Consider the following 11,863-nt stretch of genomic DNA (forward strand, 5'->3'; position numbering starts at 1 on the left):
AGACTTTGGCATTCTCGCAGTTGCATGAAGACAGGGGTGCAATCGCGGTCATCGACCCTCACTGGTGTGAAGGAGCTGGGCGAGCGAGTGGTCCGGCTCGCTCGCGGAGAGCGGCTGACCGTCACGGGCATCGGTATCGACGAGGTTCGACAAGCGCTCACGACGGCCGAAGCGGAACGCCCGGCGCTGATTCTGCCCCCTGGTGGCCTCACCACCGAATCCATCCTGCAGCAAATTATCGACGATCTGGCCGAACTGGCTCTCGCCTGTTGGCCGCGCTGGTATGGCGGCGACTGCGCAACGGCGGACGGGCTGCACGTCTTGCCCCTCGACCAGCCGGGCGTCTCTGCGCCGTGGTTTCGTGCAGCTTCCAGGCGCGCCGCGGCCGGCTACCGGCCGCGATTCCGGCGGACAGCGAGATCGATCGAGTTTACTCAATTGATGCAGGCGATTGGTCCGCCCGACCTGGTGTTGCTCGCGGCTGTCGATCCAATCGACGCACGCCGTGCCGCGCCGGTCATTCAGGTTCTGGAATGGTGCGCGGGACAGGGCGCTTCCGTGGTGGCGCTGTTCCCGAGCAGGCCGGCCCCTGTCGCCCCATTCGAGCGATTGTTGTATGGCGCCGTCGAGGTCGTCCCGGCAGTCGAGCCGCTGCAACTGCGCTTCATCGCCCCGAGCGGCCGCGCACATCACGCAAGCCTCGTCGAGCAGCGTGTCGAGGCGGCATTGCGCCGCGACCGCGAACTGGCGACGCTGTTCGCCTGTAACCAAACGGTCGCAATCGACGGCTATGGCAACCCGCGTGTCGATCTGCTGTGGCGCGAAGGGCGTGTGGTCGTCGAACTCGACGGTCCCGAGCACCAGGGCGACCCGAATTTCGCCAACGACCGTCACCGCGACTACGAGCTCTTGATGGCCGGCTATCTGGTGCTGCGTATCACCAACCATCAGGTCACGACCGACCTGCAGGCCGCCGTGGAGAAGATCCGTGCGGTGGTCCGCTTCCGACAATCAACGACTAGCATGCGGTAACGACCATGACTCCGAAACAGACCTTGATCATGTGGTGCCTGCTCGGCCGCAAGGGCCAGGCGATGCAGGGCGAGATCGTCCCGAAAGTCGAGAAGAAGGACCGTGAGGCGTTGGTTGCCGACGGGCTGATCTCGAGCGCCAAGATCGGCCGCGCGATTGGAATCGAGCTGGAGGACAAGGGGTGGAACTGGGCCGGCCAGCATCTCGGCGACGAATTGCCGAAGAACTATCAGGTGCTGCAGCAATGGCTGGCGATGTTGCAGCGGCATCTCGAGAGGAGCGGCGAGACGCTGGCCGATTTCATCGGTCCGGCCCCCGAATGGCCGCCGGCCTCGACCGCGAAAGAGCCGAAACCGAAGCCCAGGAAAGCGCCAGCCGGACCGAAGAAGAAAGGAAAGAAGGTCGAACCGGACGATCGCAACCCGGAATCGACGCCGCCGTCGCCGGAGCAACTGCGCGCACGTATCGAGCAAGCCTATCTGGCGATTACCAACGGACGAAAAGGCGAGCCTGTCGCCTTGAGCAAACTCCGCGCGCAACTGTCCGACCTCGATCGGGCGACGGTGGATGGCGGGCTGCGGCGGATCCATAAGAACGAAATCAAGGCCGGGTTCGGACGTAACGACGATCCCAAAGACATCTCGGCCGAAGAGTCCGAAGCTGCCTTCAGCACCGGCGGCGATCCTTATCATTTCATCTGGTTTCAATCATGAGTCGGGCTCTGCAGGCGCTTCGCGTCGTCGATTTCAATTGGGTTCGTTCATTGGACAGCATTTGGTTCGATGAAAGCGCGGCCAAGAGCGCCGGGCCGAACGCGGACATTGTCGCTCACGTCTCGCAGGAATTCCTCCGGGAAACGCTGGGGCCCGTATCGCGTGCACCAGGCATCGCGCTGACCGGGCACGCAGGCATCGGCAAGACTCACTTCGTCAGCCAGCTACGTCGGCAGGTCTGGGAGGATGGCGGCTGGTTCGTGCTGCTCGAAGTGATGGGTCTGACCGATTTCTGGCGCAACGCCGCCTTGAGCTACATCACCTCCTTGCTGCAGCCGATGTCCGATGGACGCCGCCAGCTCGAAGCCGTGCTGGCCGGCGTCGCCCGGCGCTTCAAGGTCGAGAAGGAGGTGGAGACCGCCTTCAACATCCCGAACATCGAGGCACGCAAGATCGTGGACGTGCTGGTCAAGGGGCTGATGCGCCACGACATGCAGAACACGCTCCGGCATCAGGACGTGTTCCGCGCGATGTGTCTGCTGCGATCCAACGACATCAACAGCGCCGGCCTCGCCCATGCCTGGCTGCAGGGCTACGACGCCGACGAACAGGCGCGTGCCGCGCTCGGCTTTCTCAAGCCGCCGCCGCCGCCCGTCGATCTGGTGAGGGGGATGTCCTGGATCATGAGCCTCGCCGGGCCGACGATGGTCGCGATCGATCAGATCGACGGCGTCGTCAATCCGAGCATCGTCAGCGCGCATATCAACGACGATGCGCCGAACCAGGGCCTGGGCGAAGCCCTGGCGGCCGGACTGCTCGAGCTCTACGACGTCGGCCATCGCAGCATGACGGTCGTTACTTGTCTGTTCAACTCCTGGCAGGCCCTTCAGAAGCGGGGCTTGATCCCTTTCAGCCAGCGCTTTCGCGAGCCGTTGAACCTTCGCGAGATGAAAGACTCCGCCGATATTCGGAGCTTGATCGTCAGCCGGCTTGCGCCGGCCTACCAGTCGGTGAACTTCGACCCGCCTTACGAAAGCTGGCCGTTCAGCGACGATGCGATCGCCGGTGCCGCCGGTGTGGTCACCACCCCGCGCACCATCCTGATGCGCTGCGATGCCTTTCGTCGCCGCTGCATCGAGGCGGGCGAGGTCACCGAATGCGATCGGCTGACCGAGGCCGTCACTACGCCCGAAACGCCGCTCGCGCGCAATGGTTTTGCGCAAGCGTTTCAGCAGTTGAGCGCGACGGCCGAGGTCGGCGGCCTCCTCGTCCCGGACGACGACGGCGAACTCGCCGCGCTGCTTCGCGAGGTGTTCGATCTCTACGCCCGCGAATTCGCCGCCGATGAAGCCGTCGATCTGGAGAGCCGCGGCGACCCGGCGCAGAAAACACCGCCGCTGCATGGCCGGCTGACGTTCACTTACCATGCTGAGAACGACCGCGAACGGCATTTCTGCTTTCGCGCGCTCGAACATACCCATGCGATCTCGTTCCAGGCCCGGCTGCGGGCGGCGCTGACCGCATCGGGGATCAACGCCAGGATCGCCGACCGGCATCTCATCCTGGTGCGGCGTAGTCCGGTTCCGGGCGGCGCCAAGACACGGCAACTGTTCGAATTGTTCGAGAGGGCAGGCGGCATCGTCGTCGATCCGCTGGAGGCGGATTTGCGCGTGTTCGTCGCGCTGCGGCAGATGAACAAACAGGCCGCCGCCGGCGGCAGGGCCGCCGAATTCGAGTCTTGGCTACGTACCGACAAGCCGCTGTTTGCGACGCAGTTCTTCAAGCGTGCCGGCCTCAGCCCGCCGCCTGCCGCGCCGACGCGGTCGGATGGTGCGCAATCGCCGGAGACCGGACCTGGCAGTTTGGACGTTCGGTCGGACGCGCCACCGCCGCCCGCTCCAGAGCCGGCGCCACCGCTCGTCGCCCCGCCATCACCGGCGCCTCGAACCGCAGCGCCGGTTGCGGAGATCCAGCAGTCCATCCCGGTCGGTCGGCGCATCGGAGTCGGCGATGAACCCATTAGCCTGCCGCTCCGGCTGCTGCCGCGCCACACCGCGATCATCGCCGGCTCGGGCTCGGGCAAGACCGTGCTGTTGCGGCGGATCGTGGAGGAGGCGGCGCTTGCCGGGATTCCGGCGATCGTGATCGATCCGAACAACGATCTGTCCCGGCTCGGCGATCAGTGGCCGGTCCGGCCGGAGACGTTCACCGGCGCGGACGACGACAAGGCCAGCCTCTATGCTAGCAAAGTGGAGGTGGTGGTGTGGACGCCGGGCGTGCACGGCGGCAATCCGCTGTTCCTGCCGGTGATGCCGGATTTCGCTGGGCTCGGCGACGACAAGGACGAGCGCCAGCAAGCGACCGAGATGGCGGCCGAAACGCTCGGTCCTCTCGCCGGCGCGAAAACCGCCCTGCAAAGAGGTGTCCTCGTCGAGACGCTGCGCCACTTCGCGGCCGGCGGAGGCGGCGATCTGAAACGGTTCATCGAATTACTCACGGAGCTACCCGATGGTCTCAGTCCGATCGGCAACGCCGCCAAGCTCGCGGCCGGAATGGCCGACCAGCTCCATGCCGCCGTCGCGACCAATCCGCTGCTGCGCGCCGACGGGCCGGTGCTCGATCCGAGGCTGCTGTTCTTCGGCCCGGATCCGGCCCGCGTGCGGCTGTCGGTGATCAATCTGTCGGGCCTGGCGACGGAGGCGTCGCGGGAGGATTTCGTCAACCGGTTGCAGATGACGCTGTTCAGCTGGATCAAGCGCCATCCGTCGAAGACCGGTCTGCTCTACGTCATCGACGAGGCGCAGACTTTCCTGCCGGCGCAGAAGCCGGCGCTCAGTCTCGGCAGCGGGATCAAGCTGGTCGCCCAGGCGCGCAAATACGGGCTCGGCATGATCGTGGCGACGCAGGTGCCGCGCGGCGTGCACAATCAGGTCGTGTCGAACTGCACGACGCAGTTCATAGGCAAGCAGAGCGCGCCGGCGACCATCGCCGCAGCCCAGGACATCATCTCCGCCAGCGGCGGGCGGGCCGACGACATCGGCAAGCTGAAAGCGGGTGAATTCTATTTCGCCACCGAAGGCTCAGGCAAACCTGGCAAGGTGCGGACGCCGATCTGCCTGAGCTATCATCCGGCCAATCCGCCGACCCCCGGCGAAGTCGTGGCGTTGGCCAAACGATCGGGCGGGGCCACGTAGTTCACCGCACTGAGTTGCTGCCGAGCGCGATCTGCGCGAATTTGGCCGCGCCCGGCGCGGTGAGATCCGGCGTCACCGGGCGGGCGTGGTCGAGCCCGACCACCGCACCGCGCGGCGCTTCGGCGATGACGTTGCCGTTGATCGCGGCGGTGCCGGCGCCGTCCATCACCGACACGCCGATGCCGATGAAGGCCTTGCGCACGACATTGCCGGTGATGGCGACGTCGCGCAGATAGCGACCCCAGCCGGCGACGATGCCGAACGCCGGCGCGTTCTCGATCACATTGCCGGTCACCGCGGTGTCGGCTTCGACATAGATGCCGATGCCGGCATCGTCGTCCGGCGCGGTGCCGATCGGCCGTTTCGGCTTGAGATTGCGGATGATGTTGCCCTGCACGACCGAGAGCCGTCCGCCTTCGTTGAAATTGCACACCGAGACGCCGAGCGCGGCGCCATCGACGGTGTTGCCGGAGATGATCGCGCCCTCGAATGCGAACTCCGAATACAGCGCGACCTCGCGGACATCGCTGACGCTGTTGTCGGTGATGTGGATGTTCGACGCCGAATTGCCGCGCACCGCGGAGTAATCGCAGTTCCTGATCCGGTTGCCGCTGACGATGACGTTGCCGGCGCGGAACGCGTTGATGGCGTTGCCGTATTGTCCCGAGCCGCCGGGGCCGGCCGTGATGTTCTCGATCCGGTTGCCGGTGACCAGCGTGCCGTCGTCGCCGATCGACGTGCGCAGGATCTCGACGCCGTTGGAATTTGCGCCGATGATGGTGTTGCGCGAGACGTTCAGGCCCTTGGCGTCGAACGACACCACGCCGGTGACCGCGATTGCGGTCAGCGTGTTGTCCCTGATCATTCCGGAGGTGGTTTCCAGCCAGATGCCGCAGCCGCCGCTGGCCGTGATCTCGCAATCGGTGATGCGCAGGTCGCGGGCGCCGACGCAATGCACCAGGCCGCGCCGCGCCGGCAGCGGGATCGCGCCGCCGTCCAGCACGAGTCCGCTGAGCGTCGGCGTCTCGGCGCCGGCGCTGTCGAACAGCGAGGGGCCGCCGGTGAAGATCAGTCGCGTCGCGCCGCGCACGCCGCTCAGCTGCGCGCCGGACGGCAACCGAAGTGGCCCGGTGCGATAATTGCCCGGCGGCAGCGCCAGCGGCACGCGGGCGCGGGCGGCGCTATCGATCGCGCGCTGCAGCGCCTCTGTCTGATCGTCGGAACTGTCTGGGCGGACTCCGGATTGCGTCGCGTCGCGGCCCCGTTTCGAGGTGAGCGGCTGCGCGGCGAGTGGCACCGCCGACAGCGCCAGCGCGCCGGCTGTGAGTCCGATCAAACGACGCCGGTCGAGAGTCATGGGCGCATCCCTCGCTGAGCGAATTCGCTGTTTGAAGTAACGCAGAATTCGCCGCAGCAGCGCCCGCGGTGATGTCGAAGGGCGACGATGTTTGGCGGTAGGGTTAACCCGGATCAGGCCGAACGCGGCTCGGTCTGCCGCGCCACTCTCACCAATTCGAACAGCATCGCCTCGCCGGCATCGACCAGATGCTCGGCGGTGATCGCGCTGCCGGGCCAGGCGCGCCCGTCGCGCGCCGTCAGCGGCACGTGGACGAAAGCGGCGAGGCGGGGCCCATGCGGCGCCGTCGTGGCCTCGATCGCGCGCCAGCCGAGATAGTTGCAGAGATAGCGGCCGGCGTCGCGCGACGCCCGTGCGTCGATCCCGGTTGCGCGCGCGGCGTGGAGAAGCCTTTCGCAATGCGGCCCGAACGACCGCGCGTCTGCGCCGGGCGCGATCGAGGCGGTACGCAGCTTGATCCGATCGGCATCGGGCCACAGCGTGGTGACCGCATTGCGGGCGCGGCTCTCGATCCGCAGATGCCGGCTGCGCGCAGCGAGCCCGAACATCAGCAGCGCGTCGGGGCGGTACGTCGCGATGAGCTCCGGCAACTCGCGATCCACCGCGCGATAACTCACCGGAAACACGTGACCGATGCGCTCGATGCCGTCGAAGGCGGGGCGGCGCAATCTGACGAGGCGCTCGACCAGCGCCGGCGTCGGATTGTATGGCGCGCCGGGAAACGGGCCGAAGCCGGTGATCAGGATGCGCAGCTTGCTCACGCCAGCAACTCCGCGATCTGGTCGGCGCCGATCGCCGGGGTGACGCGGCCTTCGGCGACGGCGGCTTCGGTGGACTTCACCTTGGCGCGGATCGTGGGATCGCTCTTGAGCCGGGCCTTCCAGCGATCCTCGAGCATCGTCCACATCCACTTCACCTGCTGCTCGCGCCGTCGCGCATCGAATTCGCCGGGCGCAGTCGTGGCCGTGCGATGGTCCAGCACGCTCTGCCACAGCTCGGCGATGCCGGTGCCGGTGATCGCCGAATAGGTCACCACCGGCGGCTGCCAATGCACGGAGCGCGGGGTGAGGATGTGCAGCGCGGCGCGATACTCGCCGGCGGCGAGATTGGCGCGGGCGATGTTGTCGCCGTCGGCCTTATTGATCGCGATCATGTCGGCGAGTTCGACCAGACCCTTCTTGATGCCCTGCAACTCGTCGCCGGCACCGGGCAGCATCAGCGCCAGGAAGAAGTCGGTCATGTCGCAGACGGCGGTCTCGGACTGGCCGATGCCGACGGTCTCGACCAGCACCACGTCGAAACCCGCGGCCTCGCACAGCAGCATTGCCTCGCGTGTCTTCGCCGCGACGCCGCCGAGCGTGCCGGAGGATGGCGAGGGGCGGATGAAGGCGTTGGGCTCGGCCGAGAGCCGCGCCATCCGCGTCTTGTCGCCGAGGATCGAACCGCCGGTGCGCGCCGACGATGGATCGACGGCGAGCACCGCGACCTTGTGGCCCTGCGCGATCAGATACATGCCGAGTTCGTCGATCGTGGTCGACTTGCCGACGCCGGGCGAGCCGGTGATGCCGACCCGGATCGCGCGGCCGGTCTGCGGCAGCAGCTCCTGCACCAGGGCGCGGGCGGACGCCTGATGATCGGCGCGGCGGCTTTCGACCAGCGTGATCGCGCGCGCCAGCGCCGCGCGATTGCCGGCGCGGACGTCGGTCGCCAACGACGGCAGGTCGATCGGCTTCTTACTTGGCGCGGTCATCGTCGCCTTTCGGCCGATCGCCGCCGAAGATCGCTGTGCCCTCCGCCGACAGATACGGCTTCAGGCTCTGCCACGGCACGAAGGCGTCGTAGCTGCCTTCTGCATAGGCGCCGACTGCGTAGGGCGCGTAGTGGAACATCAAGCCAGCGCTCTTGCCGGCTTCGGTCGAACGGGCGAGTGTCACCGGGCCGATCTTCAGCAGCTTCGGCGCGATGCTCTTGACGTAGTCTTCGCCATCGTCCTCGGTGCCGCGCGCTTTCTTCTCGGCCTTCAGCGAGGCAAGGACGCCTTTGACCATCGCCTGCATCGCCGGACCGTCGTCGGCGAGATCGGTGAAGAACGGCCGGATGCTGATGCGCTTGCCCTGCTGCTTGTCCCACAGGATGGTGTTGATGTCCGAATTGGGATGCGCGCCGCCGGTGTAGCTGTAGTCCGTGCGCAGCACGCTGACATAACGGTCCGTCACCAGCGAATCCACCGTGTAGCTGCGCTCGTAGGTCCACGGCCCGTTGCGGAACAGTTCCGGGTCGCTCTTGAATTCCGGTTCGGCTTCCGCACGCTGCTCGCCGATCCATTTCTGGCCTTCGGCGAGGCAGTTCTCCGCGAGCTTCGGATCGGCCTTGATCCCGGCGTCGAGCAGCACCTTGCCGTCGATTGCCTTGGTCTTGACCGCGAAGTCGGGTTTGAGCTTCGCGGGCTCGGCGAAAGCGGGGGAGAGGAGGAGCAGGGCCAACAGACAAGCCAGTGCATGTCGCCAAAGGTTGATCATGTTCAACGGTCGATTTCCTTGCTGACGCGTGTAATGAACTGCTGCAGCGGCTCGAGGTCGCGCTGGACCATCTCCCACAACAAGCCAGCGTCGGTTGCGTGATAGCCGTGGCGAAGCCAATTGCCGAGATCGGCAAGACGCCGCCAGTTGATGGTCGGTTCGCCGCGTTTGAAGTCCTCGGGAATGTGCCGCGATGCTTCGCTGATCCTTTCGAGGAATCGCTCTACCGCTGCAAGCAACACAGGATTGGACTGCAGATCGGAGAAGTTGCGGTCGGACAACGCGTCCCGGATGTTCTGAATCGCTGTCGCGATGTGAGTTAGTCTATCTCCGAGGCTTGGAGGCACGTCAAAAGACCTCGACGAGATTATCGCCGATTCGCTCAGCGAAAGCTGGCGGGATAGATCGCCGCATCGTGGCCTGCACCTTGAGTCCGGTGGCGTCTTCGATGATGTGCCCGACGCCAATCAAATCAAGCAGCGAGAGGCGAGCATCTGGCGACACCTCCACCAGCACGTCGAGGTCGCTGTCCGGCCGGGCGTCGCCGCGGGCGCGCGAGCCGAACACGAACAACTTCGCGACGCCTTCGCGCCTCAGCGCATCGGAGTGCTCGCGCAGCTTCGCGAGGATCGTGTCCAGTGGCATGTCGACGACGGTGGTCATGCCGCCATCCTAGCACATCGCGGCCCGCGCCGCAGCTACTCCGCCGCCTGGCTCGCGTGACCGAGCCTTGCGTTGAGCTTGTGGATCAGTTCTTCGGCGGCGTCGGCGATCACGGTGCCGGGCGGGAAGATCGCCTCGGCGCCGGATTTGATCAGCGCGTCGTAGTCCTGCGGCGGCACCACGCCGCCGATGATGATCATGATGTCCTCGCGGCCCTGCTTCTTCAACGCCGCCTTCAGTTCCGGCACCGCGGTGAGGTGGGCTGCGGCGAGCGACGACACGCCGAGAATGTGGACGTCGTTTTCGACCGCCTGCCGCGCGGCTTCCTCGGCGGTGGCGAACAGCGGCCCGATGTCGACGTCGAAGCCGATGTCGGCGAACGCCGAGGCGATCACCTTCTGGCCGCGGTCGTGGCCGTCCTGGCCGATCTTGGCGACCAGGATGCGCGGCCGGCGCCCTTCGGCGTCCTCGAACGCATCGATCAGCGCCTGCACCTTCTCCATCCGGTTCGCCATGCTCGCGACCTCCCGCTTGTAGACGCCGGTGATCGACCGGATCTCGGCGCGATGCCGGCCGTAGACCTTCTCCAGCGCGTCGGAGATCTCGCCGACGGTGGCCTTGGCCCGCGCCGCGTCGATCGCCAGCGCCAACAGATTGCCGTTGCCGTCCGAAGCCGAGCGGGTCAGCGCCGCGAGTGCTGCGTCGACATCGGCTTGACTGCGATCGCTGCGCAGCCGCTTCAGCTTGTCGATCTGCAGCCGCCGCACCGTCGAATTCTCGACCTTGAGCACGTCGATCGGTGCTTCGTCGGTCGGCTTGTACTTGTTGACGCCGATCACTGACTGGCGGCCGGTGTCGATCCGCGCCTGAGTCTTGGCCGAAGCCTCCTCGATGCGCAGCTTCGGCACGCCGGCTTCGATCGCCTTGGCCATGCCGCCGAGCGCCTCGACTTCCTGGATATGGCCCCAGGCCTTGACGGCGAGATCGTGCGTCAGCCGCTCGACGTAATACGAGCCGCCCCACGGATCGATGATCCGATTGGTGCCGCTCTCCTGCTGCAGGAACAATTGCGTGTTGCGCGCGATCCGCGCCGAGAAGTCGGTCGGCAGCGCCAGCGCTTCGTCGAGCGCGTTGGTATGCAGCGACTGCGTGTGGCCCTGCGTCGCCGCCATCGCCTCGATCGTGGTGCGCATCACGTTGTTGTAGACGTCCTGCGCGGTCAGCGACCAGCCGGAAGTCTGGCAATGCGTGCGCAGCGACAGCGACTTCGGGTCCTTCGGATTGAACTGCGTCAGCAGCTTGGCCCACAGCAGCCGCGCCGCGCGCATCTTGGCGACTTCCATGAAGAAATTCATGCCGATCGCCCAGAAGAACGACAGCCGCGGCGCGAAGCGATCGACATCGAGGCCTGCGGCGATGCCAGCGCGCAGATATTCGACGCCGTCGGCCAGCGTATAGGCGAGCTCGAGATCCTGCGTCGCGCCGGCTTCCTGCATGTGATAGCCGGAGATCGAGATCGAGTTGTACTTCGGCATCTTCTGCGAGGTGTAGGCGAAGATGTCGGAGATCACCCGCATCGACGGCGTCGGCGGATAGATGTAGGTGTTGCGCACCATGAATTCTTTCAGAATGTCGTTCTGAATGGTGCCCGACAGCTTCTCCGGCGGCACGCCCTGTTCTTCCGCCGCGGCGACGAACAAAGCCAGGATCGGCAGCACCGCGCCGTTCATGGTCATCGACACGCTCATCTGGTCGAGCGGGATGCCGGCGAACAGCGTGCGCATGTCATAGATACTATCGATCGCCACGCCCGCCATGCCGACGTCGCCGGCGACGCGCGGATGATCAGAGTCGTAGCCGCGATGGGTGGCGAGGTCGAACGCCACCGACAGGCCCTTTTGCCCCGCGGCGAGGTTGCGGCGATAGAACGCGTTGGAATCTTCCGCCGTCGAGAAGCCGGCATATTGCCGGATCGTCCAGGGCTGGTTGACGTACATGGTCGGGTAGGGGCCGCGCAGGAACGGCGCGATGCCGGGATAAGTATCGAGGAAATCGATGCCGTCGAGATCGGCCTCGGTGTAGCCCGGCTTGACCAGGATGCCTTCGGGCGTCAGCCACGGCGAGGCCTCGCCGGCAGGCGTCGGCGCGGCGGCGGTCTGATACGCGATCTCGGTGAAGTTCGGAATCTTGCTCATTTTGTCTTCTCAAATTCTCGATGTCGTTCGATCAAGTCCCGAACATTCTTCTTGTAGGTGGGATCGTCTCGATGATCCTTCGACAGACTTGCAGTCCACTTGTCCCAAAACCACCATGTGATCAGCTCCCAGAGCACGCCTATCATGATGACCTCGGGTAGATCGCAATCTATTCAATTCGACCGGCCGC

Annotated in this window: 10 protein-coding genes; 3 read left to right on the forward strand and 7 right to left on the reverse strand. The window is 65.8% G+C overall.

Going from position 1 to position 11,863, the window contains the following annotated elements:
• Positions 1-24: 24 nt before the first annotated feature.
• From SR870_RS02010 to SR870_RS02020, 3 genes are read left to right on the forward strand one after another with little or no spacing between them, the layout of a single operon-like run.
• A complete protein-coding gene (locus tag SR870_RS02010; RefSeq protein ID WP_322516383.1) occupies positions 25-1,032 on the forward strand; it encodes an endonuclease domain-containing protein in 1,008 nt (335 codons plus the stop codon).
• Between the two features lie 5 nt (positions 1,033-1,037).
• Positions 1,038-1,745 carry a hypothetical protein gene (locus SR870_RS02015; protein ID WP_322516384.1) on the forward strand — a complete coding sequence of 236 codons (708 nt, stop codon included), beginning with the start codon at positions 1,038-1,040 and terminating at the stop codon, positions 1,743-1,745.
• Positions 1,746-1,795: 50 nt separating this feature from the next.
• Positions 1,796-4,939 carry a helicase HerA domain-containing protein gene (locus tag SR870_RS02020; RefSeq protein WP_322516385.1) on the forward strand — a complete coding sequence of 1,048 codons (3,144 nt, stop codon included), beginning with the start codon at positions 1,796-1,798 and terminating at the stop codon, positions 4,937-4,939.
• 1 nt (position 4,940) lies between these two features.
• On the opposite strand, the gene SR870_RS02025 is transcribed toward SR870_RS02020, so the two are convergent.
• From SR870_RS02025 to scpA, 7 genes are all read right to left on the reverse strand, one after another.
• Positions 4,941-6,296: a TIGR03808 family TAT-translocated repetitive protein gene (locus SR870_RS02025; protein WP_322516386.1), complete on the reverse strand. Its 1,356-nt coding sequence runs from the start codon at positions 6,294-6,296 to the stop codon at positions 4,941-4,943.
• 113 nt (positions 6,297-6,409) lie between these two features.
• Positions 6,410-7,057 carry a pyroglutamyl-peptidase I gene (locus SR870_RS02030; protein WP_322516387.1) on the reverse strand — a complete coding sequence of 216 codons (648 nt, stop codon included), beginning with the start codon at positions 7,055-7,057 and terminating at the stop codon, positions 6,410-6,412.
• Positions 7,054-8,046 (reverse strand): methylmalonyl Co-A mutase-associated GTPase MeaB, encoded by a 993-nt coding sequence (gene meaB, locus SR870_RS02035; RefSeq protein WP_322516388.1) that lies wholly within the window; start codon positions 8,044-8,046, stop codon positions 7,054-7,056. Before meaB ends, SR870_RS02030 begins: the two co-directional genes overlap by 4 nt.
• Entirely contained in the window at positions 8,030-8,815 is a 786-nt protein-coding gene (locus SR870_RS02040; protein ID WP_322518383.1) for a DUF3298 and DUF4163 domain-containing protein, read from the reverse strand. The genes meaB and SR870_RS02040 overlap by 17 nt, the downstream gene beginning before the upstream one ends.
• Positions 8,816-8,817: 2 nt before the next feature.
• Positions 8,818-9,096: a DUF86 domain-containing protein gene (locus SR870_RS02045; protein WP_416221117.1), complete on the reverse strand. Its 279-nt coding sequence runs from the start codon at positions 9,094-9,096 to the stop codon at positions 8,818-8,820.
• A gap of 67 nt (positions 9,097-9,163) precedes the next feature.
• Positions 9,164-9,478: a nucleotidyltransferase family protein gene (locus SR870_RS02050; protein WP_322516390.1), complete on the reverse strand. Its 315-nt coding sequence runs from the start codon at positions 9,476-9,478 to the stop codon at positions 9,164-9,166.
• A 35-nt stretch (positions 9,479-9,513) separates the two neighbouring features.
• Positions 9,514-11,673, reverse strand: a complete 2,160-nt coding sequence (gene scpA / locus SR870_RS02055; protein ID WP_322516391.1) for a methylmalonyl-CoA mutase — start codon at positions 11,671-11,673, stop codon at positions 9,514-9,516.
• Positions 11,674-11,863 lie beyond the last annotated feature (190 nt).

The organism is Rhodopseudomonas palustris (assembly GCF_034479375.1).
Lineage (GTDB): Bacteria > Pseudomonadota > Alphaproteobacteria > Rhizobiales > Xanthobacteraceae > Rhodopseudomonas > Rhodopseudomonas palustris_M.

Bases quoted from the DNA above. Each gene is read 5' to 3' on its own strand.
- SR870_RS02010 (WP_322516383.1), top strand. From the start codon at position 25: ATGAAGACAGGGGTGCAATCGCGGTCATCGACCCTCACTGGTGTGAAG.
- SR870_RS02015 (WP_322516384.1), top strand. From the start codon at position 1,038: ATGACTCCGAAACAGACCTTGATCATGTGGTGCCTGCTCGGCCGCAAG.
- SR870_RS02025 (WP_322516386.1), bottom strand. From the start codon at position 6,296: ATGACTCTCGACCGGCGTCGTTTGATCGGACTCACAGCCGGCGCGCTG.
- meaB (WP_322516388.1), bottom strand. From the start codon at position 8,046: ATGACCGCGCCAAGTAAGAAGCCGATCGACCTGCCGTCGTTGGCGACC.
- SR870_RS02040 (WP_322518383.1), bottom strand. From the start codon at position 8,815: ATGATCAACCTTTGGCGACATGCACTGGCTTGTCTGTTGGCCCTGCTC.
- SR870_RS02050 (WP_322516390.1), bottom strand. From the start codon at position 9,478: ATGACCACCGTCGTCGACATGCCACTGGACACGATCCTCGCGAAGCTG.
- scpA (WP_322516391.1), bottom strand. From the start codon at position 11,673: ATGAGCAAGATTCCGAACTTCACCGAGATCGCGTATCAGACCGCCGCC.